The sequence below is a fragment of the Bradyrhizobium sp. 192 genome (assembly GCF_023100965.1).
Classification (GTDB): domain Bacteria; phylum Pseudomonadota; class Alphaproteobacteria; order Rhizobiales; family Xanthobacteraceae; genus Bradyrhizobium; species Bradyrhizobium symbiodeficiens.
Map to the genome: position 1 here is coordinate 8129867 of NZ_CP064690.1, position 22812 is coordinate 8152678.

The following is a 22812-nucleotide window of genomic DNA, read 5'->3' on the forward strand; positions in this document are numbered from 1 at the left end:
CACCCGGCGCTTACTGCGTCGGGCCGGCCGCGGAGGCGTAGGTGCTGGTGCCGCCGCTCGCAAACTTCTTCTTCGCCGTCTCGACCCAGGAGGCGAATTCCTGGTCCTCCACGACGCGAATCGCGATCGGCATGAAGGCGTGGTCCTTGCCGCACAGCTCCGAGCACTGGCCGTAGAACATGCCGGTCTTGGTGGCCTTGAACCAGGTCTCGTTCAGCCGTCCCGGGATGGCGTCGATCTTGACGCCGAAAGCCGGCAGCGCAAAGGCGTGGATGACGTCCGCGCCGGTGACCTGGACGCGAATCACCTTGTTGACCGGCACCACCATCTCGTTGTCGACGCCGAGCAGCCGGGGCTGCTTGTCCTGCGCCATCAGCGAATCGAACTCGAACTTGCCGTTGTCGGGATAGGCATAGGACCAGTACCACTGCTTGCCGGTTGCCTTGATGGTGATATCCGCCTTCGGCACGTCGAGCTCGAGGAACAGAAGCCGGAACGACGGCACCGAGATGCCGACCAGGATCAGCACGGGAACGAGCGTCCAGGCCACCTCGATCAGCGTGTTGTGGGTGGTCCGCGACGGCACCGGATTGGCCCGGGCGTTGAACTTGACGACCACGACCACGAGCAGCGCCAGGACGAACAGCGTGATCAGCGTGATCAGCACGAACAGGAAATTGTGGAACCAGACGATGTTGTCCATCACCGGGGAGCCGGACTCCTGAAGCGTCCATTCCCAGGGTTTCGGCTGCCCGAGCTCGGCAAACGCCGCACCGCCCGTCGCCAGCGTCAGACCCGCCACGGCCAATCCTAGCAAGTGCCGGCCCACCGGGCCCATCGACATCCTCATGCCGTTCGCGCTCCCCTTACGAAATCACCCCGAGTGCGCTCCCCTGCTTGCGGGAAACGCTTATTCGATCCGCCCGCCTGACAACCGCCGCGCAAGAATACCTCTAAGAGGAATTGGGGCCAGATCGTGAGAACGCCGAAATCAAGCCTCTCAAACCATAATTTTTGATCTATCGCAATGCAGTCTTGAGCCTGCACTGCCAGCGATCACCCGCAAGATAATTCCTAGTAAGATCAAACAAAAATACCGTTTCCCCGGATGCTGCCGCTTGACAGCGGAATTGCCCGCGGTAGGCACAGGCAGACGGCCGCGCAGGAACCTGATTCGTGCGGGCGGCGGCGGCACGAGGCGGCGCAGGATTTGCTTGGGAATTGCCTTCAAGACGCCGTCATTCCCGTATCAGTCCGCCACATGCGAGCGACCCAGGCGAGCAGAGGGACCGACCCGATGGGGTTTTCGAAATCGATGGCAAGGCTGGCTCGAAGGCCGGGGACCCGCCTCCCGGCGCTATTCGGCCTGCTGGCTGCGATCATCCTTCTGGCATTTCCCGGCCTCGCCCATGCGCAGGGCGCAGTGCGCTCCGTCCATGGCGACTGGCAGATCCGCTGCGACACCCCGCCGGGCGCCCAGACCGAGCAATGCGCCCTGATCCAGAGCGTGGTAGCCGAAGACCGCTCCAACGCCGGCCTCACCGTCATCGTGCTCAAGACCGCCGACCAGAAGAGCCGCCTGATGCGCGTGGTGGCCCCCCTGGGGGTCCTCCTGCCCTCCGGCCTCGGCCTCAAGCTCGACAACCAGGACGTCGGCCGCGCCGGCTTCGTCCGCTGCCTGCCCAATGGCTGCGTCGCCGAGGTCGTCATGGACGACAAGCTGCTCGGTCAGCTCCGCACCGCCAAGACCGCGACCTTCATCATCTTCGAGACCCCGGAAGAAGGCATCGGCTTCCCGCTCAGCCTGAACGGGCTCGGCGAGGGATATGACAAGCTGCCGTAGGACGGTTGGGCGTCGGCGAGCGATCTTATTGTTTCCGTAATGTGAGGCTTGGCGCCCTCGCGGAACCGGTCCGAAACCATTATCTTGCCCTACATCTTCCGCTAATGGACGGACGCATGACCAACCCAGCCACGACCTCCCTGCTCGACCGCGCCAATCTCGACCGCGACCAGGTTCGCCACGAGGTCGCGCGCGGGCTTTCCGGTGCCGACGACGGTGAGTTGTTCCTGGAGTACAGCCAGACCGAAGCGCTGATGTTCGACAATGGGCGGCTGAAGCAAGCGACCTACGACACCTCGCAAGGCTTTGGCTTACGCGCGGTCAAGGATGATGCCGTGGGCTACGCCCATTCCTCCGACGTCTCGCTGCCGGCGCTGATTCGCGCCGCCGACGCGGTCGCGGCCGTGCGCGGCGGTTATTCCGGCAGCTTCGCCGCTCCGCCTCCGCACACCAATGTGCGGCTCTATGGCGATGACAACCCGCTCGATGCCCCGGGCTTCGAGACAAAAGTAAAATTGCTCGCCGAGATCGACGCTTACCTGCGCGACAAGGATCCGCGGGTGCGGCAGGTCAGCGTCAGCCTCGGCGCGACCTGGCAGGTCGTCGAGATCCTGCGGCCCGACGGCGAGAGCTATCGCGACATCCGTCCGCTCGTGCGCGTCAACGTCTCCGTGGTCGCCGGCCAGGGCGACCGCCAGGAGAGCGGCAGCAAGGGCTATGGCGGACGCGCCGGCTATGCCGAATTCATCGAAAGCAAGAACTGGCGCGATGCCGCCGACGGCGCATTGCGCGAGGCGCTGGTCAATCTGGAATCGATACCCGCCCCCGCCGGCGAAATGGACGTCGTGCTCGGGGCCGGCTGGCCCGGCGTGATGCTGCATGAGGCGGTCGGCCACGGCCTCGAAGGCGACTTCAACCGCAAGAAGACGTCGGCATTTGCCGGCCTGATGGGCCAGCAGGTCGCGGCCAAGGGCGTCACCGTGGTCGACGACGGCACCATGGCCTCGCGCCGCGGCTCGCTGTCGATCGACGACGAGGGCACGCCGACCAATCGCACCGTGCTGATCGAGGACGGCATCCTGGTCGGCTACATGCAGGACCGCCAGAACGCGCGGCTGATGAACATGAAGCCGACCGGCAACGGCCGCCGCCAGGGCTATGCCCATGTGCCGATGCCGCGCATGACCAACACCTACATGCTCGCGGGCGACCGCGATCCGGCCGAGATCCTGGCGTCGGTGAAGAACGGCGTCTTCGCTGCGAATTTCGGCGGTGGCCAGGTCGACATCACCTCCGGCAAGTACGTGTTCCAGTGCACCGAGGCCTACAAGATCGAGAACGGCAAGCTGGGCGCGCCGCTGAAGGGCGCCATGCTGATCGGCAACGGGCCGACCGATTTGCATCGCATCCGCATGATCGGCAACGACCTTGCGCTCGATACCGGCATCGGCACCTGCGGCAAGAACGGCCAGGGCGTGCCGGTCGGCGTCGGCCAGCCGTCGCTGCTGATGGAGCGCATCACCGTGGGTGGAACCGGCGCATGAGCATGGAAGAAAAGGTCACCGTCACCCCCAAGCGCAAGAGCAGCGGCTGGGCCGGGCAGATCGCACAGCTCGCCGGCATCGTCGCCGCCGTCTTCATCGCCAAGGGCGCGCTTGCCGAGCCGTTCTACGTGCCGTCGGGCTCGATGGAGCCGACGCTGCTGATCGGCGATGCGCTGCTCGCCTCGAAATTTCCCTACGGCTACGGCACCGCGTCGTTGCCGATCCAGATCAGCCTGCCCGAGAGCGGCCGCGTTTTCGCGGAGACGCCGAAGCAGGGCGACGTCGTCGTGTTCCGCTGGCCCGGCGATCGCTCGCAGGCCTGGGTCAAGCGCGTCGTCGGACTGCCCGGCGATCGGATCCAGATGCGGCAGGGCCAGCTCTTCATCAACGACCGCCCCGCCGAGCTCAAGCCGGACGGCGTCGGCGCTGCCGAGGACGACAATGGCGGCAGCGAGCCCGCCTATCGCTATGTCGAGACGCTGCCGAACGGCGTCTCGCATCTGATCTTCAAGATGCGCGACAACGGCCCGCTCGACAACACGCCGGAAGTGACGGTGCCGGCCGGCCATCTCTTCGTGCTCGGCGACAACCGCGACAATTCTGCCGACAGCCGTGTGTCGCTGCGGTCCGGCGGCGTCGGCCTATTGCCGATCGACAATCTGATCGGCCGTGCCGATGCGGTGCTCGGCTCCTGGGATCTCGGCATGCGCGGCCAGCCGGTGTACACTTGGCTCTCCGGCTTCCGGCTCGGCCGGTTCTTCACCGCCGTGCATTGAGCGCGTAGATCCTGCGGTGGGCAAAGCGGAAGCGCGCCCACCTCTCCTGTCGCAATCTGGAAAGCCCTGACCTGCGACTCCCCGATGATCCGCGACGCATTCCTCGCATTGGCGCTCCGCAATCCGGTCAACGTCGCGATCACCGACGCGCTCGTGCAGCTCGCGCTGCCGGATGCGTGGCTGGTTGCAGGTTGTCTGGTGCAAACGGCGTGGAATGAGCTCACAGGCCGCCCGATCGGTCACGGCATTGCCGACTACGACGTGTTCTATTTCGATCCCGATACCTCCTGGGAAGCCGAGGACGCGGTGATCCGCACGCTGCATGCGCGGCTCGGACATCTCGGCGCCAAGATCGAGATCCGCAACCAGGCGCGCGTCCATCTATGGTACCCTGCCAAGCATGGCCTGCCCTATCCGCCGTTGACGCGTTCGACTGACGGTATCGACCGCTTCCTCACGCAGAACACGCAATTCGGAGTGAGGCGCGCAGGCGGAGATTTCGACGTCTATGCGCCCCACGGGTTCGACGACGTCGCGGGGTTGATCGTGCGGCCCAATCGAGCGCTGAACTTCTCCGTCGCCAATTACGAGGCGAAAGCCGCGCGCTGGAGGGCGCTGTGGCCTGAACTCACGGTGATCGCGGCGGACGCATAAGCCTCACGTGTCCCGGACAAAACGCATCGTGAAGCGATGCGGCGCAGCGCTAAGGAGCGCCGCGCTGCGTCCGGGGCACGAGTACCAACATTACCGCACCACGCCCGACGTGAATCCCGCCTTCCGTCGCGGCGGCTTGATTTCCTTTTTCAGGAAACAGCGCGCCTCGCGTCCGGTGTAGCCGGGGCGGGCGTAGGTGAAGGCGCGGCATTTGTTGTCGGCGGTGCAAGCGGCCTTGCAGGCCTCTTCGCCCTCGCCGTTCTTGAGCTCGAAATTGCGCAGATCGCCACCGGGGCGGTCGATCGACGTCTCCACGCCCTCGACCCGCGGCTCGATCACGCCGGCGCCGCGCACACCCGAGATGCAGCAGCTACCGGGCACGCGCGCCGGCACTGTGTTCTTCAGCCAGCACACCGCCGAGCCGCCTTCGACGTCGGGATAGCTGAAGCTCCACGAGCGGCAGCGGCGGTCGCGCTCGCACAGCAGCGCGCAATCCTCAGGATCGCCCGACGCCACCGGTGTGCTGAAATAGTCGCCGCCGGGCCGGTCGAACGCAGTCTGGGCGCGCGCCGGCACGCTCGCGAAGGCGAGCGAAAGCAGCGTGACGCAAGCCACGGCGCAAGCCATGACCTTTGCCATGGAGGCCCGGGACAGGCGGCCCTTCCCCATCGGAACAGCTTTCGAGTTATTGACGACGCTCGGTTTTTTCGGCCGGTCATTTGATCGCCGCAAACCTGTATGGGCGATGAACGGCGGAAACCCTGGTCGTTGGCCTATGGTCTAGAACGCGTATTCCGCGTAGGCCGGTTCCACCGAGCCTTGCCAGGGCCAGTTGAACTTTTCGAGCATCTCCTCGGCCGGCGTGCGGCCGGAATCGATAATGCGGTCGAGCGGCTCCAGATGCCGCGTCTCGTCGCGGCCGAGCTGGTCGATCCGGCCGCGACGGCGCAGGCCGGCATGGGCCAGGACGAGGCATTCCTTGGCGATCTCGAACAGATAGCGGTCCTTGATCCGCGCCTTGAAGCCGAAGCGCGGCACGTCGTCGCGTAAGGCCTGGCGCTCGGGCGCGGTCCAGTGCTTCACCAGGTCCCAGGCGGCATCGAGCGACACGTCGTCGTAGAGCAGCCCGGCCCAGAATGCCGACAGCGCGGGCAGGCGCCCCCACGGGCCTCCGTCGGAACCGCGCATCTCGAGATAACGCTTGAGGCGCACCTCAGGGAAGATCGTCGAGAGATGGTTGGCCCAGTCCGACAACGTCGGACGCTCGCCGGGAAGATTGTTGTTGCGGCCCTCGAAGAAGGCGCGGAACGAGGAGCCCGATACGTCGATGTAGTCCTCGTCGCGCTTGACGAAATACATGGGCACGTCGAGCGCATAGTCGACATAGCGCTCGAAGCCCATGCCGTCCTCGAACGCCCACGGCATCATGCCGGCGCGCGCATTGTCGGTGTCGCGCCAGATCTCGGAGCGGAACGAGAGGAAGCCGTTCGGCTTGCCTTCGGTGAACGGCGAATTGGCGAACAAGGCCGTCGCGACCGGTTGCAGCGCGAGCGAGACGCGCAGCTTCTTGACCATGTCGGCTTCGGAGGAGAAGTCGAGATTGGTCTGCACCGTGCAGGTCCGGTACATCATGTCGAGGCCGTACTGGCCGACCTTCGGCATGTAATTGGTCATGATCTTGTAGCGGCCCTTGGGCATCACCGGGATGTCGGCGCGGGACCAGGACGGCGTCATGCCGAGACCGAGGAAGCCGATGCCGAGCGGCGTTGCGATCTCACGCACCTGCGCCAGATGCGCCATCAGCTCGCTCTGGGTCTGGTGCACGTTCTCGACCGGCGCGCCGGAGAGCTCGAACTGTCCGCCGGGCTCGAGCGAGATCGCGCCGCCGCCGGTGACGTCGTAGAGGCCGATGATGTTGCCCTTCTCCATGATCGGCTCCCAGCCGAGCAGGAGCTTCATGCCTTCGAGCAGCGCGCCGATGCCGCGTGGGCCCTCGTAGGGCACGGGGCGGTGGCCTTCGAGCGTGAACGGCGTCTTCTCGTGCTCGGTGCCCATTCGCCACTCGGACGGTGGCTTGCAGCCTGCCTCGAACCACGAAACGAGCTCGTCGCGCGATTGCAGCGGCGTCATATCGATCTGGTCTCGCGCCATATCAAACTCTAATCAAAAGGCGCTTCGATCGAACGCGCGCGGGTGGCGGGATGGTCCGCGAACCCATCGGGCGCACGGACGAGCTGGTGTGCCGCGCGATCATCGCGACGGCGAGGTTTCGTTGACGTTGGCGACTGGCGGCAGTTTCATCTCGCCACACGAGCAGCCCAGGCGGTCGAGCAGACCACTGAGCTTGACGGCATCGGCATCGGACAGTTTCGAACCGACATATTTCTCGATCGCGGCCGAATAGGCGCTCCACATCCGCTTCTGCAGCTCGCGGCCGGCTTCCGTGATCTCGACGAACTGACCGCGTTTGTCGATCTTGCATTCGCGCCGCGAAGCGAGGCCCTCGTCGACCAGGCGGTCGATCAGGCGCGAGGTGGAATATTGCGGGATCAGCATCTGCCGTTCGAGTTCCACCGGCCTCAACTCGCCCGACGGCGCCCGCGACAATTCGAGCAGCGCGTCATACCATGCCAGCGGCGGGAAGCCGGCCTTCTTCAGGTCCTGCTCGACGCAATCGAGCACGCGGCTCTGCACCCGCATCAGGCGGATCCAGGCGGAAGTCGCCTCGGTCGATGGTTTGCGTTTCATGGTCCCGCTCAAGCTCGTCGCCCGTCTCTTACCCCATTTGATGCAGCTGCATCAATCTTGACTATTACAAGCAGATGCATGTAGTCGTTCTTTCGGCCGAACCAAGCGCCAAGAGGAGGAAATTCCATGAAGCTGTACTATTCGCCCGGTGCCTGCTCGCTGTCCCCCCACATCGCGCTCCTGGAAGCCGGCTTGCCCTATGAGCTGGTCAAGGTCGATATCCGGGCCAAGAAGCTCGAAAATGGCGAGGATTATCTGAAGCTGAACCCCAAGGGCCAAGTCCCTGCGCTGGGCCTCGACAACGGTGAGATCGTGACCGAAGGCTCGGTGATTGTCCAGATGATCGCCGATCAGGCTGCCGCCAAGGCGCTGGCACCCGCCCATGGCAGTTCCGAGCGCTACAAGCTGCTGGAGTGGCTGAACTTCCTCACCTCCGAGGTGCACAAGAGCTTCGGGCCGATGTTCGCGCCGGCCCTGAACGACGAGGCCAAGGCCTTCTTCAGGGATCGCGTCATGGGCAAGCTCAAATATATCGACAGCCAACTCGCCGGCCGCGACTACCTCATGGGCAAGCAGTTCACGGTGGCCGACGGCTATCTCTTCACGATGCTGACCTGGGGCGACCGGATGAAGTTCGACCTCTCGTCGATGCCGAACCTTGCCGCCTACAAGGACCGCGTCGCGGCGCGGCTGCAGGTGCAGGAAGCACTGAAAAAAGAAGGCCTCGCGCAGGCGAAGTGAGACCGAACCACACCAGATCAAACGACGAAGAGCCGGATCGATGATCCGGCTCTTTCTCTTCGTGCCCATTGTGCCCACGCATGGAACTCGGGATCGAAACCCCCGGGCAAATTTTAGGAGCATTGTCAGAGTTAACAATAACCCCGCCTTGTCGCAGGAGGCCGTGCCACACTCCTTGTGAGAACAGTCCGGTTCGCGCAACCTGTGGACCGCGACGGGTCTGCAAAGTTGGAATACGAACGTGACGACGGCACTTGTTCTTCTATTCGCGAGCACGCTCGCAGGATTGGCGACGGGACTGTTCTTCCGGGTCTGGTCGCTACTGCTGGTCTCGCCGGCGATCGCAGTCCTCGCCGCAATCGTCCTCCAGACCTACGACTTCGGATTTTGGACCGGCATTCCAATCGTCATAGGCTGCCTGACGGCGTGCCAGCTGGCCTACCTGGTCAGCGCGTTCCAGCGACAAAATGGCGTCCTAGCGCAAGACGACAGCGACGGCGCTCCAGGCCACGATCGCCAACATGGCATTGGCGACGAGAACGAGTAACGCCAGACCCGTCCACGAGGGGATTTTTCTGCGCAGGCGCAGGATTCTGGAGCGTAACCGCAGCCGACCCGGCAGCACAGACGAGTATCCCACCGCGATACCGGCGACGTCATTTTGAAACAACAGGGAGGTCATTCCGGAACACCTTCAATGCCAATCATCGTTCTCTCGATTGGTCAGCAAGAGGGGTGCCAGTGCGGAGCTCCTGTGGTCCCGACGGGGAGCCGAGGTGGCAGTGGTGTGGCATCGGAACGCGTGGAAGATTTGCCGTCTGCAATAAGAAAGGCCGGATCGATGATCCGGCCTTCTTGTTCGAATGCGTGAAGCATTCCGAAGCAGGCTCAGGCCGCCGCCTTCTTCGGCGCGAAGCGGCCATAGAAGGTTTCGCCCTTCGCCGCCATCTCCTCGAGCAGTTTCGGTGGGGTGAAGCGCGAGCCGTACTTCGCTTCCAGCTTGTGGCAGAGCTCGACGAACTTCTTGGGTCCCATGAAGTCGATATAGGACAGCGTGCCGCCGGTGAACGGCGCGAAGCCGAAGCCGAGGATGGAGCCAACATCGGCCTCGCGCGGATCGGTGATGACGTGGTCCTCGACGGTGCGCGCGGCTTCCACCGCCTGCACCACCAGGAAGCGCTGCTTAAGTTCCTCGATATCGAGCGTGTCAGGGTCGAGCTGCTTCGGCTGCAAGGCCGAGAGGCCGGGCCAGAGGCTCTTCTGGCCTTTGCCCTTCTCGGGATAGTCGTAGAAGCCCTTGCTGTTCTTGCGCCCGAGCCGGCCCTGCTTCTCGACCATCTCCACCATCAGCTTCTTCTGATCGGGGTTGATGGCGTTGGGACCGAGATCGGCTTCGGTGGCCTTCATGATCTTGAGGCCGAGATCGAGCGCGACTTCATCGGAGAGCGAGAGCGGGCCGACCGGCATGCCGGCCATCTTGGCGCAGTTCTCTATCATCGCGGGCGGCACGCCCTCGAGGAACATCTCGTTGCCCTCGGCGACGTAGCGGCCGACGCAGCGGTTGGCGAAGAAGCCCCTGGAGTCGTTGACGACGATCGGCGTCTTGCCGATCTGGCGGACGTAATCCAGCGCGGTCGCGAGCGCGAGGTCGCCGGTGTTCTTGCCCTTGATGATCTCGACCAGCATCATCTTCTCGACCGGCGAGAAGAAGTGGATGCCGACGAACTTGCCCTGGTCCTTGAAACCCTCGGCCAGCGAGGTGATCGGCAGCGTCGAGGTGTTCGACGCGAAGATCACGTCCGGCTTCATGTGCTCCTGCGCCTTGGCGAAGGTGTCGGCCTTGACCTTGCGGTCCTCGAACACGGCTTCGATGACGAGGTCGACGTCCTTCAGCGCCGCATAGTCCGCGGTCGGCGTGATGCGCGCGAGCAGCGCTTCGGCATCCGCGGGCTTGGCACGGCCCTTCTTGATCTGCTCCTCGATCACCTTTTGCGCATGCGCCTTGCCCTTGTCGGCGCTCTCCTGGTCGCGGTCGATCAGGACGACGTCGAGGCCGGCCCGGGCCGAGACGTAGCCGACGCTCGCACCCATGAAGCCGGCGCCGATCACGGCGATCTTCTTCACCTTGGTGGCGGGCACGTCCTTCGGACGGCGGGCGCCCTTGTTGAGCTCCTGCATCGACAGGAACAGGCTGCGGATCATTGCTGCGGCTTCCTTCGAGCGCAGCACCGAGGTGAAGTAGCGCGACTCCACGCGCAGCGCGGCGTCGATCGGTAGCTGCAGGCCTTCATAGACGCAGCTCATGATGGCACGCGCGGCCGGATAATTGTCGTAGGTCTCGCGGCGATAGATCGCGTTGCCGGCGGGGAACATCATCATGCCGGCCTTGGAGAACACCGGACCGCCGGGCAGCTTGAAGCCCTTCTCGTCCCAGGGCGCGACCGCCTTGCCGCCGCCCTTGATCCAGTCCTTTGCGGCCTTGATGAGATCGGCGGCGGGGACGATGGCGTGAATGAGGTTGAGCTGCTTGGCCTTCTCGACAGTGACGGGGTCGCCCTTGAGCAGGATCGTCATGGCGTCCTGCGGCGGCACCAGGCGCGGCACCCGCTGCGTGCCGCCGGCACCAGGGAACAGGCCGACCTTGACCTCGGGCAGGCCAAGCCGGGTCTTGGGATTCTCCGCGGCGACGCGATAGTGGCAGCACAGCGTGATCTCGAAACCGCCGCCGAGCGCGAGCCCGTTGATCGCGGCCGCCCACGGCTTGCCTGAGGTTTCGATCGAGCGCAGCACCAGCGAGAAGCGCCGGCTCTGGTCGAACAGCATCTGGTTCGCGGCGGTCTCGCCCTGCTCCTTGAAGACTTTGGCGTAGGCCTGGTTCATGCCCTCGAGCATCGACAGGTCGGCGCCGGCGCAAAACGCGTCCTTCGCGGAGGTGATGACGACGCCCTTCACGGCGGCATCCGCCGTGGTCTGCTTGACGATCGCGTCGAGCTCGTTGGTCGAGGTCTCGTCGAGCACGTTCATCGAGCGGCCCGGGATGTCCCAGGTGACGAGTGCGATGCCGTCTGCGTCGGTCTCAACCCTGAAATTCTTGTACGACATGTTGGTTGCTCCTCGGTGCCAGCGGCCAGTGTTCGGCGCGGCGGTTGACTTGATATCTCGTAGGGTGGGCAAAGGCGCTCTTGCGCCGTGCCCACCATCATTCGCGAAAGACGGCAGTGGTGGGCACGCTTCGCTTTGCCCACCCTACGGCAGCTCGTTACACCCGCTCGATGATCGTGGCCGTGCCCATGCCGCCGCCGATGCACAGCGTCACCAGGGCGGTCGACTTGTTGGTGCGCTCGAGCTCGTCGAGCACGGTGCCGAGGATCATCGCGCCCGTCGCGCCGAGCGGATGGCCGAGCGCGATGGCGCCGCCATTGACGTTGATCTTGGCGTTGTCGATGTCGAAGGCCTGGATGTAGCGCAGCACGACCGAGGCGAAGGCCTCGTTGAGCTCGAACAGGTCGATGTCCGACTTCTTCATGCCCGAGCGCGCGAACAGTTTTTCGGTGACGTCGACCGGACCGGTCAGCATCATCGCCGGCTCCGAGCCGATGTTGGCGAACGCGCGGATTTTTGCGCGCGGCTTCAGGCCGAATTTGGCACCCGCGTCCTTGCTGCCGAGCAGCACGGCGCCGGCGCCGTCGACGATGCCCGACGAATTGCCGGCATGGTGCACGTAGTTGACCCGCTCGATCTCCGGATGCGACTGGATCGCGACGCCGTCGAAGCCGCCCATCTGCGCCATCATCGTGAACGCGGGCTGCAGCTGCGCCAGCGACTGCATCGTCGTCGAGGGACGCATGTGCTCGTCCTTGGCGAGGATGGTGAGTCCGTTGATATCCTTCACCGGGACGATCGACTTGTCGAAGCGGCCTTCCTCCCAGGACTTCGCGGCGCGCTGCTGGCTCCGCACCGCATAGGCATCCACATCGTCGCGCGAGAAACCGTATTTGGTGGCGATCAGATCGGCCGACACGCCCTGCGGCATGAAGTAAGCGGGGACTGCCATCGAGGGATCCATCGGCCAGGCGCCGCCGGAGGCGCCGATGCCGACGCGGCTCATGGACTCGGCGCCGCCGCCGATCACGAGTTCATGCTGGCCGCTCATCACCTGGGCTGCGGCGAAGTTCACGGCATCGAGGCCGGAGGCGCAGAAGCGGCTGATCTGCACGCCGGGCACGGCTTCGCCGAGACCTGCTTTCAGCGCCGCGAAGCGCGCGATGTCGGAGCCGGCTTCACCGACCGGATCGACCACGCCGAGGATGACGTCGTCGACGGAATCCTCGGGCAGATTGTTGCGGTCCTTCAGCGCCTTCAGCGGCACCGTCGCGAGCGCGAGCGCGGTGACTTCGTGCAGCGAACCGTCCGCCTTGCCGCGGCCACGGGGGGTGCGAACGTGGTCGTAGATGAATGCCTCAGGCATGACGCCCTCCTGATATGATGTTCGATACGATTGGGAGCAGGCAGCGGAAGCAGGCTCAGAACGCTTCGGCCGGCAATTCCATGATGGTGGCGCAGCCGGCCTGGATGCGCGCGAGATTGGCGGCGGTCTCCGGCAGCATCCGCTCCATGAAGAAACGGCCGGTGACGAGCTTGGTGGAGAGATAGGGCGTCGCCCCGCTCTCGGCAATCTTGGCATTCGTCACCTTGGCCATCTTGGCCCACATGTAGCCGAGCGCGACGAAGCCGAAGAGATGCAGGTAATCGGTTGCGGCAGCGCCGGCATTGTCGGGCTTCGCCATCGCGTTCTGCATCAGCCAGGTGGTCGCCTGCTGGAGATGGCCGAGCGAGGTCGAGAGCGGGGTGATGAACGGCTTCAGTGCCTCGTCGCCGCCGTTCTCCTTGGCGAAGGCCATGACTTCGCCGAAGAAGGCCATGATGGCGCGGCCGCCGTCGCGCGGCAGCTTGCGGCCGACGAGGTCGAGCGCCTGGATGCCGTTGGCGCCTTCATAGATCATGGCGATGCGCGCATCGCGCACGAATTGCTCCATGCCGTGCTCGGCGATGTAGCCGTGGCCGCCATACATCTGCTGCGCCTGCACCGCGTTGGCGAAGCCGTAATCGGTGAGGAAGCCCTTCAGCACCGGGGTCATCAGGCCCATGTGATCGTCGGCGGCCTGGCGGTCCTTCGGGTCCTCGGAGCGATGGGCGACGTCGCTCTTCAGCGCGGTCCACATCACGAAGGCGCGCGCGGCTTCGTTGAAGGCGCGGATCGAGAGCAGCGTGCGGCGCACGTCGGGGTGCACGATGATCGGGTCGGCCTGCTTGTCCGGCGCCTTCACGCCGGTGAGCGAGCGGCCCTGGATGCGCTCGCGGGCATAGGCGACCGCGTTCTGATAGGCGACCTCGGACTGCGCGAGACCCTGCACGGCGACGCCGAGCCTCGCCTCGTTCATCATCACGAACATGCCCTGCATGCCCTTGTTCTCTTCGCCGATCAGCCAGCCGGTGGCGCCGTCGTAGTTCATCACGCAGGTCGAATTGCCGTGGATGCCCATCTTGTGCTCGATCGAGCCGCAGACGACGCCGTTGCGGGCACCGACTGTGCCATCCGGATTCACAAGGAACTTGGGCACCACGAACAGCGACACGCCCTTGATGCCGGCGGGTGCGCCCTCGATGCGCGCGAGCACGAGGTGGATGATATTGGGGGCGAGGTCATGCTCGCCGGCGGAGATGAAGATCTTGGTGCCCGTGATCTTGAAGCTGCCGTCGGCCTGCCGCACCGCCTTGGTGCGGAGCATGCCGAGATCGGTGCCGCAATGCGGCTCGGTCAGGTTCATGGTGCCGGTCCATTCGCCGGCGACCATCTTCGGCACGTAGGTCTGCTTCTGCTCGGGCGTGCCATGAACGATCAGCGCCGCGGTCGCGCCCATGGTGAGACCGCCATACATCGAGAACGCCATGTTGGCGGAGATCTGGAATTCGTTGACCGCCTGCGAGAGCGTCACCGGCAGGCCCTGGCCACCGAACTCGGTCGGCGCCGACAGACCGAGCCAGCCGCCCTCCGCGACCTGCTTGAACGCTTCCTTGAAACCCTTCGGCGTGGTGACGCTGCCGTCATCGGCGCGCTTGCAGCCTTCGAGATCGCCCACGCGATTGAGCGGCTGCAGCACCTCTTCGGCGAGCTTGGCAGCTTCGCCCAGAATGGCTTCGCGCACGTCGCTCGACGCGTCGGAGAAGCCGGCCAGATTGTCGTAGCGGTCGATCTGGAAGACGTCGTTGAGCAGGAAATTCACGTCTTCGACGGGGGCTTTGTAGATCGGCATTGCGGTCTCCCGGCATGGGCTTGAAGTGGTGGAATTCTCTGAACGATCCCTGCGGCGCAGCTTCATCCGCGAGCTTAGCGGGTTCTACAACCTCGGGGCAGGGTCATGATTGGGCGGCCAGCTGCTCCGCCATCAGACGGTGCAGCATGTTGATCGCCTTGAGCGGACGCACCATCACCTTGAAATGCGTGATGTGTCCCTCGGCATCGAAGCTGATGATGTCGACGCCATTGATCTCGATACCGTCGATCATGGTCTTGAATTCGAGCACGGCGCCGCGCTCGCTGGTCCACTCACCGACATAGGTGAATCCGGGACCGCCGAGCACCTTCTCGGCGCTGGAGAGGTATTTGAAGGTGATGTCGCGCCCGCGCTGCGGCGAATGCACGACGGGACTTTCGAAGACGGCGTCGGGATGCAGGAGGTCCCAGAGCGCGGCGCGATCATGAGACTTCATGTAGCCGTACCAGGAGTCGAGACCGGTCATTCTCGGGTGCCTCCCTCAAGGCCTTATAAAAAATGCGAAAACAACCCCATGCACAGTAGCGAGCTGATTGATTTCGTTGAGCTTTCACAGGCCGGATTTTGAGGCCGCCCCGCATACTCCATATGCGCATTGACGCATATGCGCCAATGCGCATAAAGTCAAGCGAGTTGGTCGAGGTCGAAGAAGGAGGGCCGGTCATGGCACTGGGCGACGCAATCCTCGCATGCCTGACGGAACGCCCGATGACGGGCTACGAACTCGCCAAGACATTCGACTCCTCGATCGGCTTCTTCTGGAAGGCCGACCACCAGCAGATCTACCGGGAACTCTCCAAGCTACGCGACCGCGGCCACATCCAGGGACGCGAGGTCGTGCAAACCGGCAAGCCCAACAAGCTCGTTTATACGCTTACTCCGGAGGGCAGAACAGCGCTGCGGCACTGGGCCGCGCGGCCAAGCACGCCGGCCTCGACCAAGGACGACCTCCTGGTCCGCCTCCATGCGCTCGACAGCATCGACATCGAGCCGCTGCGCACCGATTTGATGGCCCGCCTGGAACACCACCGCGACCGCCACGCCAATTACGAGCGCATCCTGAAGAAGCGCTTCCCGGAGGGAACGGCGGAGGGCCGGCTTGATCTCGGAAACCTGCTCCTGCTCCGCTTGGGCGCCCGGCATGAGCAGATGGTGGCCGACTTCTGCGAAGAGACGCTCGATGCGCTGTCGGCGATGAGCGGCAAGGCCACGGTGGTGCCGCTGGAAGACGGCAAGCGCGAGGGGAAGGGCTGAGTTCGGCCCGCGGCGGCCATCTGCCCGTGCCCTTGAAAGTCTGGGCGCCACCTGTCATCTTATAAACGACAAGTGGCGAGATTGCTTATGAACGAACTTGCTCAATCCCCCGACGTTGCCAGGTTGGCAGCGGTCGCCCGACTTCTTGGAGGGACCTCCACCTTTCGAAAGATGCCCCGGAGCCCGCTGGAGGCTCACGAACTTCTCTTGAATGGTCTTCCGTCCAAGGCGCTGGTGTATCTGGTCGCAAATTTCGCGTTTCTCCGCTGGGACGATTCGTTCGCGCGAGCGATCGGAATGAGCCATCGAACTTACCAGCGCCATACGGCCGAAGACATTCGGCAGCTCAGCCCCGAGCAGAGCGGCCGCGCATGGAAGCTTGCAGAGATATTGGCGAAGGCGACTTCGATTTTCGGATCAAAGGAGGAGGCCGAGCAGTGGCTGGAGCGTCCGGCCATAGGCCTCGATCAACGCAAACCGATCGACCTGCTGGCGACGCCAGCCGGCGTTGAACTGGTCGAAGACTTTTTGGCACGGCTCGAATACGGCGTTTACGCGTGACACCGCTTCCCGCCGCGCTCGGGGGCTCCGAGCTGGTGGCCTGGCGTCTTGATCAATCCAAATTCTCAGCGACCTGGGACAGTGGCGAAGGCGCCTTTCTCGTCGGCGGTCGCTGGAACAGCAGAGGCGTTCGTGCGGTATATTGCTCGATCGATCCTGCAACAGCGATTCTGGAGGTCGCCGTCCACAAGGGATTTCGGGCTCTGGACATAGTGCCTCACGTGATCACGGCGGCAACCATCGATCCGGCCGGTGTCTTCGTGGTCGAGCCCAGCACCGTTCCAAATCCCAATTGGCTAAGGCCGGGGATACCGAGTGCCGGTCAGCAGGCATTCGGGGATGACGTGCTGGCGACACACAGGTTCGTTGTGATTCCGAGCGTGGTTTCGACGGCGAGCTGGAACCTGATCTTCATCGCGTCCAACGCTGCCGGCTCCTACAGCATGAGATCGCAGGAGCCGTTTGCCCTGGACACCCGCTTGCATCCGCCGGGGCGCTAGGTGCGCTGTCGGCAATGAGGGGGCAAGGTGTCGGCGCGGAGGAGATAGCGCACCTGTCCGGTGGTTCCCCCGCCCAACTTTAAGACACCGGCGACGCGTTCCTTAACCCGTTATTTACCGTAACGGACAAAAGTCGGTTTTCGAGGCAGACGACCCGCGCCAAATCCGATTGTCTTGCAACCGGCACGCGTGGGGAGACTGGAGGCGCCGGGTGGGGCGCCGGAGTCGGAACCGGACAGAGTCATGAATTCGCGCGTATCGTGGAGTGTTGACGGCATCGATCCATCCGTCAGGGAGCGGGCCGAAGCTGCTGCGCGTCGTGCCGGCATGTCACTCAACGATTGGCTGAACTCCACCCTCGGCGAGACTGCTCCCCCGAACTTTCGCGAACCTTACGACCAGCGTCCGCAAGCTCCGCCCGCTCCGAGCCAGGAGAGCCGCGAAGTCGCCGACATCCACCAGCGGCTCGACGCGATCACCCAGCAGATCGAACGGATCTCCAAGCCCGCGCAGCGCAGGGATACTTCACGACAAGATTCGTCGCGGCAGGACCCTTCGCGGCCAGACGTCGCGCGCGAGCAGGGCGTTGCGCGCCAGCTCAATGATGCGATCTCGCGGCTCGATGCACGGCTGTCGCAAATCTCGAGGCCGCAGCAGCCTCAACCGCAGCAACCTCCGGCTCCGCGCCCCGCGCCGGCCGACACGCGCCAGCGCCAGGCCGATGCGGTCGAGCGTGCGGCAGCGCAGGTCTATCGCAACGCCCCGCCCCTGAGCCCCGCTTCGTTCGACGTCGCCGTCGCCGAGATCACCGCGCGACAGAGCGAGCTCGACGGCTTCACGCCGCGGCAAATGCCGCCGCGTGCCGCGCCCTCGATTGCGCCCAATGCAACTCCCTGGGCTGCTCCTTTCGCACCTCCGATGGCGCCGCCCGCGCCTGCCTATGCTCCGCCGCCACCGCAGCCGGGGCCGGATTTTTCTGCACTCGAGCGCCATCTGCTCAAGATCACGAGCCAGATCGAGTCGTTGCAACGTCCCGACAATACCGAGCAGGCGATCAATGCATTCCGCAGCGAGCTTGCCGAGATCCGCAATGCCATCACCGAGGCGATGCCGCGGCGCGCGATCGAGTCGATCGAGAACGAGATCCGCTCGCTGCACCGGCGGATCGACGAGACGCGTTCCAACGGCACCGACGGCCAGGTGCTGTCGGGCATCGAGCACGCGCTGTCCGACATCAAGCAGGTGCTGCGCACGCTGACGCCGGCCGAGCAGCTCACCGGTTACGACGAGGCGATCCGCAATCTCGGCGCCAAGCTCGACCTGATCCTGCGCGCCAATGACGATCCCTCGACGGTGCATCAGCTCGAAAGCGCGATCGCAGCGCTGCGGGGCATCGTCTCCAACGTCGCCTCCAACGAAGCGCTGGCACGCCTGTCCGAAGACGTGCAGCTGCTGTCGTCCAAGGTCGACCAGGTCACCCGCGCCTCCGGCCAGGGCGACAGCTTTGCGGTGCTGGAGCAGCGCATTGCGGCGCTCACCGCGGCGCTGGAAACGCGCGAGCGGCCGCAAGCCACCGAGAGCACCGAGCACCTGGAATCCGCCATCCGCGCGCTGTCGGACCGTTTCGACCGCATGCAGGTCGGCAACGATTCGGCCTCGACCTTTGCCCATCTCGAACAGCGCGTCTCGTATCTGCTGGAGCGGATCGAAGCCGCCGCCGATCCGCGCAACGGCAATTTGAGCCGCGTCGAGGACGGGCTGCACGACATCCTCAGGCACCTCGAGCGACAGCAGGCGACCTATTCCGCGCTGGCCGAGAGCCGCAGCTCCGCGGCCCCGGACGATTCCGGAATGGTCGATCTGGTCAGGCGTGAGCTGTCGGACATCCGCTTCAGCCAGACCGAGACCAACCGCAGCACCCAGGATTCGCTCGACGCCGTCCACAGCGCGCTCGGCCATGTCGTCGACCGCCTCTCGATGATCGAGGGCGATCTGCGCGCGGTGCGCACCGCGCCGCCGGCCCCTGCGCCGCAGCCGATGGCCGCGCCCATGGAGCCCGCGCCGCCGATGGCGCGTGAGCCGCGGCCGCAAGCCCAGCAGCCGAAATACGATCCCAAGCCCGAGCTGCCGAACCCCGCCGCGCAGCAACAGGCCCAAAGCGCATTCGCCCAAGCCGCCTTTTCCGCCGCGCCGCGTGAATTCCATGCCGCTGCCCCCGCCGCGCCGCCGCCGGTGCCATCGGCACCACCGGTGCCGCCGCGCGCGATCAGCGAGATCCTGGAGCCGCACACGGTGCCCGCGCGCGCCGCGCTCGCGCCGGAATTGCCGCCGGATCATCCGCTCGAGCCGGGCACACGGCCGGGTGGGCGCGTTGCCACGCCGTCGGAACGCATCGCCGCCTCCGAAAGCGCGATCAGCGACATTCCCGCTGCTGCGAAAGAGCCGGTGTCGTCGTCGAGCTTCATCGCGGCCGCCCGCCGCGCCGCTCAAGCCGCCGCCGCACAGCCGGAAGCGCCGGCGCGCGGTGCCAAGGGTGGTACCAAGGGTGGTGCCAAGGCCGGCGCCGATCGCGCCAAGGACAAGGACGGCAGCTCGACCATCACCTCGAAGATCCGCTCGCTGCTGGTCGGCGCGAGCGTGGTCGTCATCGTGCTCGGCACCTTCAAGATGGCGATGAACCTGCTCGAGGGCAGCCCGCCGCCGACGCCGCAGGCCATGGACAATACGTTGAGCGAGCCGGCGCCGCAGGCTCCGCCGCCGCCGGTGATCGAGAACAAGCCCGCCACGCCCGAGCAGGTCACGCCATCGATGACCTCGCCGACGCCGATCGGACGGCAATCCCAGAACAACGCCGCGCCGGCTGCTCCTGCCGCCAGCTCAGCTTCGGTTGAGATTCCATCGGCGCCCGCCGCGGCCGTGCCGCCGCCTGCCGCGAGCAGCGACGTCACCGGCGCGCTGTCGGGCACGAGCCGCGCCAAGCTCGGCATGATCCAGGTGCCGCCGAGCGAAAAACTGCCTGACGGCATCGGCGGCCCGCTGCTGCGCACCGCCGCGATGAAGGGCGATGCGACCGCGGCCTACGAAATCGGCCTGCGCTTTGCCGAAGGCAAGGGTGTTGCCACGAATTACGACGAAGCTGCGAAATGGTATGACCGCGCGGCGCAGGCCGGCGTGATCCCCGCGACCTTCCGCCTCGGCACGCTCTACGAGAAGGGCCTCGGCGTGAAGAAGGACGCCGACATCGCCCGCCGCTACTACACCCAGGCTGCCGAGCGCGGCAACGCCAAGGCGATGCACAATCTCGCGGTACTCGACGCCGACGGCGGTGGACGCGGCGCCAACTACAAGAGCGCGGCGCAGTGGTTCCGCAAGGCCGCCGATCGCGGCGTCGCCGACAGCCAGTTCAACCTCGGCATCCTCTATGCCCGCGGCATCGGCGTCGAACAGAATCTCGCCGAATCCTACAAATGGTTCAGCCTCGCCGCCGCGCAGGGAGACACTGACGCATCCGGCAAGCGCGACGACGTCGCCAAGCGCCTCGACCCGCAATCGCTCGCGGCCGCCAAGCTCGCGATCCAGACCTTCATCGCCGAGCCGCAGCCCGACGATGCCGTCAACGTCACGGCGCCCGCCGGCGGCTGGGACAGCGCACCGCAGGCAAGCGCAAAACCGGCACCGAAGGCGGTCGCGGCCAAGCGCTCGGCCTCGGCGGCGCATTAGGTTTTAGATCGAACGAACAGAGCCGCGCGCCCGGTGCACCTCTCCCGCTTGCGGGGGAGGTCGACGCGCGAAGCGCGGCGGGTGGGGGTTCTCTCCTCTTGGGTGTCCCAATGCTGAGATACCCTTTCCCCAGCCCTCCCCGCAGGCGGGGAGGGAGCGCACCGCCGGTGTCGCAAAGATCGAGTCTCCTTTTCCTCTCCGCTTAACGCATTCACCACGCCCGAAATTCCGGGTCCCTCCCCGCTCCAAATTCCGCTATTGAGAGGCGCGGCAAACGTCCCGACCGTCCGGCGGGCATTTTGCGCCAGTTGATCAGTCTCGCCGGAGCGTGGTCCTTCGATGCAGCTCTATCTTCCGATCGCCGATCTTCCCGTCAATGTCTTCCTGGTGCTGGCGATGGGCGCCGCGGTCGGCTTCGTCTCGGGCATGTTCGGGATCGGCGGCGGCTTCCTGATGACGCCGCTTCTGATCTTCATCGGCATCACGCCGGCGGTGGCGGTCGCCTCGGTCGCGAGCCATATCGCGGCTTCCTCGTTTTCCGGCGCGCTGTCTTATTGGCGGCGGCGCGCGATCGATCCGGCGCTGGCGGGCGTGTTGCTCTGCGGCGGCGTCACCGGCACGGCGCTCGGGGTGTGGACCTTCACGCAGCTGCGCGCGCTCGGCCAGCTCGACCTGATGATCGCACTCTCCTACGTGGTGCTGCTCACCACGGTCGGCAGCCTGATGTTCTCGGAAGGCCTGCGCGCCCTGATGCGAACCCGGCGCGGCGCGCTGCCGCCGCGCCGCACGCACAACTGGATCCACGGCCTGCCGCTGAAGATGCGGTTCAAGCGCTCGAAGATCTATCTGTCGGTCATCCCCGTGGTGGTCGTCGGCATCATGATCGGCTTCATCGGCGCCATCATGGGCATCGGCGGCGGCTTCATTCTGGTGCCGATCATGATCTATCTCTTGCGAGTGCCGACCTCGACCGTGATCGGGACCTCGATGGTGCTGACGCTGGTCACGATGCTGTTCGCGACCATGCTGCATGCGGTGACCAATCACCTCGTCGACGCCGTGCTGGCGCTGATCCTGATGGTCGGCGGCGTCACCGGCGCGCAGTTCGGCGTCCGCGCCGGGCAGAAGATCCGCGGCGAACAGCTGCGGCTGCTGCTCGGCCTTCTGATCCTCTCGGTCGGAATCCGCTTCGCGGTCGAGCTGGTGATCCAGCCCGCGGACCTCTTCACCATCCGCGAGGTAGGGGGCAGCAGCTGATGCGCACGCTCTTCGCAGCGCTTCTCATCCTCATGCTCGGCTCGGTGGCGCGGGCCGAGCGGCTGATCGTGTCGGTTTCCAACCACCGCGTCACGGTGACCCCGAACTATTCCGGCGAGGAGCTGGTGCTGTTCGGCTCGGTCGAGAAGGACAGCACGACGCCCGCCGATCGCACGGCCTACGATCTCGTCGTCACCGTGATGGGCCCGCGCGCCGACATGGTGACGCGGCGGAAGGAACGCACATTCGGCATCTGGATCAACACCGATTATCGCCAATTCCTGCAGGTGCCGAGCTATCTGGCGCTGTTCGCCAACCGCTCCTTCGACGCGATCACCTCGCCCGAGATCGCGCGGCGCCAGCAGATCGGGCTGAACAACGTGCTGCTGACGCAGCGGGTCAGCGGCGACTTTGCCGACGTGGTGCCGAACGACGCATTCCGCTCGGCCTTCATCCGCCTGCGCACCCAGCGCGGGCTCTATCGCGAGGATCCGAGTGCGGTCACGTTCCTGACGCCGACCCTGTTCCGCACCGGCATCCCGCTGCCGGCGGAGGTGCCGATCGGCACCTACGAAGTCGAGATCAGACTGTTTGCGAACGGCGCGTTCATCGGCAAGACCGAGACCGCGTTCGAGATCGTCAAGGTCGGCTTCGAGCAGTTCGTCGCCACCACCGCCAGGCAGAACGGGCTGATCTACGGCCTCGTCACCGCCGCGATGGCGCTGATGACGGGATGGATGGCGTCGATCGTTTTCCGGAAGGATTGAGAGACGCGTACTGCCTCCCCACCGTCATGCCCGGGCTTGTCCCGGGCATCCACGTTCTTGCGCGCGGCAACGAAGACGTGGATGGCCGGGTCAAGCCCGGCCATGACGAACA

General features: G+C 65.2%; 20 protein-coding genes. 12 read left to right on the forward strand and 8 right to left on the reverse strand.

The genetic code is table 11. The annotated features are described in order from the left end of the window. Positions 1-10: 10 nt before the first annotated feature. Positions 11-850: a cytochrome c oxidase subunit II gene (coxB, locus tag IVB24_RS38250; RefSeq protein ID WP_094973342.1), complete on the reverse strand. Its 840-nt coding sequence runs from the start codon at positions 848-850 to the stop codon at positions 11-13. A 447-nt stretch (positions 851-1297) separates the two neighbouring features. On the opposite strand from coxB, the gene IVB24_RS38255 reads away from it, so the two are divergent. The 4 genes from IVB24_RS38255 (at position 1298) to IVB24_RS38270 (ending at position 4817) form a co-directional block, all read left to right on the forward strand. Next, on the forward strand, positions 1298-1843 hold the full coding sequence (locus tag IVB24_RS38255) for an invasion associated locus B family protein (protein WP_162308331.1): 546 nt from the start codon (positions 1298-1300) through the stop codon (positions 1841-1843). Positions 1844-1959: 116 nt separating this feature from the next. Then, positions 1960-3387: a metalloprotease TldD gene (tldD, locus tag IVB24_RS38260; RefSeq protein WP_094973522.1), complete on the forward strand. Its 1428-nt coding sequence runs from the start codon at positions 1960-1962 to the stop codon at positions 3385-3387. Continuing rightward, entirely contained in the window at positions 3384-4163 is a 780-nt protein-coding gene (gene lepB / locus IVB24_RS38265; RefSeq protein ID WP_094973344.1) for a signal peptidase I, read from the forward strand. The genes tldD and lepB overlap by 4 nt, the downstream gene beginning before the upstream one ends. A gap of 84 nt (positions 4164-4247) precedes the next feature. After that, entirely contained in the window at positions 4248-4817 is a 570-nt protein-coding gene (locus tag IVB24_RS38270) for a nucleotidyltransferase family protein (protein WP_247771629.1), read from the forward strand. Between the two features lie 90 nt (positions 4818-4907). Here IVB24_RS38270 and IVB24_RS38275 read toward each other — a convergent pair whose 3' ends face one another. The 3 genes from IVB24_RS38275 to IVB24_RS38285 form a co-directional block, all read right to left on the reverse strand. Further along, positions 4908-5486 (reverse strand): PAN domain-containing protein, encoded by a 579-nt coding sequence (locus tag IVB24_RS38275; RefSeq protein ID WP_094973346.1) that lies wholly within the window; start codon positions 5484-5486, stop codon positions 4908-4910. Between the two features lie 111 nt (positions 5487-5597). Further along, on the reverse strand, positions 5598-6968 hold the full coding sequence (locus IVB24_RS38280) for a glutamate--cysteine ligase (protein WP_247771630.1): 1371 nt from the start codon (positions 6966-6968) through the stop codon (positions 5598-5600). 99 nt (positions 6969-7067) lie between these two features. Beyond that, complete coding sequence (locus IVB24_RS38285) at positions 7068-7565, reverse strand: MarR family winged helix-turn-helix transcriptional regulator (RefSeq protein ID WP_018316363.1); 498 nt, start codon at positions 7563-7565, stop codon at positions 7068-7070. 126 nt (positions 7566-7691) lie between these two features. On the opposite strand from IVB24_RS38285, the gene gstA reads away from it, so the two are divergent. Together gstA and IVB24_RS38295 are read left to right on the forward strand one after the other, a co-directional pair. Next, a complete protein-coding gene (gene gstA / locus IVB24_RS38290) occupies positions 7692-8306 on the forward strand; it encodes a glutathione transferase GstA (protein ID WP_247771631.1) in 615 nt (204 codons plus the stop codon). 241 nt (positions 8307-8547) lie between these two features. Beyond that, positions 8548-8853: a hypothetical protein gene (locus IVB24_RS38295; RefSeq protein ID WP_247771632.1), complete on the forward strand. Its 306-nt coding sequence runs from the start codon at positions 8548-8550 to the stop codon at positions 8851-8853. A 341-nt stretch (positions 8854-9194) separates the two neighbouring features. On the opposite strand, the gene IVB24_RS38300 is transcribed toward IVB24_RS38295, so the two are convergent. The 4 genes from IVB24_RS38300 to IVB24_RS38315 form a co-directional block, all read right to left on the reverse strand. Continuing rightward, positions 9195-11408: an FAD-dependent oxidoreductase gene (locus IVB24_RS38300; RefSeq protein WP_247771633.1), complete on the reverse strand. Its 2214-nt coding sequence runs from the start codon at positions 11406-11408 to the stop codon at positions 9195-9197. Positions 11409-11565: 157 nt separating this feature from the next. Beyond that, positions 11566-12774 (reverse strand): acetyl-CoA C-acetyltransferase, encoded by a 1209-nt coding sequence (locus tag IVB24_RS38305; RefSeq protein ID WP_247771634.1) that lies wholly within the window; start codon positions 12772-12774, stop codon positions 11566-11568. A 55-nt stretch (positions 12775-12829) separates the two neighbouring features. Continuing rightward, positions 12830-14620, reverse strand: a complete 1791-nt coding sequence (locus tag IVB24_RS38310; RefSeq protein WP_247771635.1) for an acyl-CoA dehydrogenase C-terminal domain-containing protein — start codon at positions 14618-14620, stop codon at positions 12830-12832. Between the two features lie 103 nt (positions 14621-14723). After that, positions 14724-15107: a nuclear transport factor 2 family protein gene (locus IVB24_RS38315; RefSeq protein WP_140482366.1), complete on the reverse strand. Its 384-nt coding sequence runs from the start codon at positions 15105-15107 to the stop codon at positions 14724-14726. Between the two features lie 197 nt (positions 15108-15304). Between IVB24_RS38315 and IVB24_RS38320 the strand changes: the two genes are divergently transcribed. From IVB24_RS38320 to IVB24_RS38345, 6 genes are all read left to right on the forward strand, one after another. Beyond that, positions 15305-15895: a PadR family transcriptional regulator gene (locus tag IVB24_RS38320; protein WP_094973523.1), complete on the forward strand. Its 591-nt coding sequence runs from the start codon at positions 15305-15307 to the stop codon at positions 15893-15895. Between the two features lie 87 nt (positions 15896-15982). Beyond that, on the forward strand, positions 15983-16456 hold the full coding sequence (locus IVB24_RS38325) for an antitoxin Xre/MbcA/ParS toxin-binding domain-containing protein (RefSeq protein ID WP_094973354.1): 474 nt from the start codon (positions 15983-15985) through the stop codon (positions 16454-16456). Then, positions 16453-16956, forward strand: coding sequence for an RES domain-containing protein (locus IVB24_RS38330; protein WP_247771636.1), 504 nt, complete (start codon positions 16453-16455; stop codon positions 16954-16956). Before IVB24_RS38325 ends, IVB24_RS38330 begins: the two co-directional genes overlap by 4 nt. Before the next feature lie 243 nt (positions 16957-17199). Beyond that, on the forward strand, positions 17200-20676 hold the full coding sequence (locus IVB24_RS38335; RefSeq protein ID WP_247771637.1) for a tetratricopeptide repeat protein: 3477 nt from the start codon (positions 17200-17202) through the stop codon (positions 20674-20676). Between the two features lie 339 nt (positions 20677-21015). Continuing rightward, on the forward strand, positions 21016-21933 hold the full coding sequence (locus tag IVB24_RS38340; protein ID WP_106949426.1) for a sulfite exporter TauE/SafE family protein: 918 nt from the start codon (positions 21016-21018) through the stop codon (positions 21931-21933). Continuing rightward, entirely contained in the window at positions 21930-22700 is a 771-nt protein-coding gene (locus IVB24_RS38345; protein WP_094973524.1) for a TIGR02186 family protein, read from the forward strand. Before IVB24_RS38340 ends, IVB24_RS38345 begins: the two co-directional genes overlap by 4 nt. Positions 22701-22812: the final 112 nt, after the last annotated feature.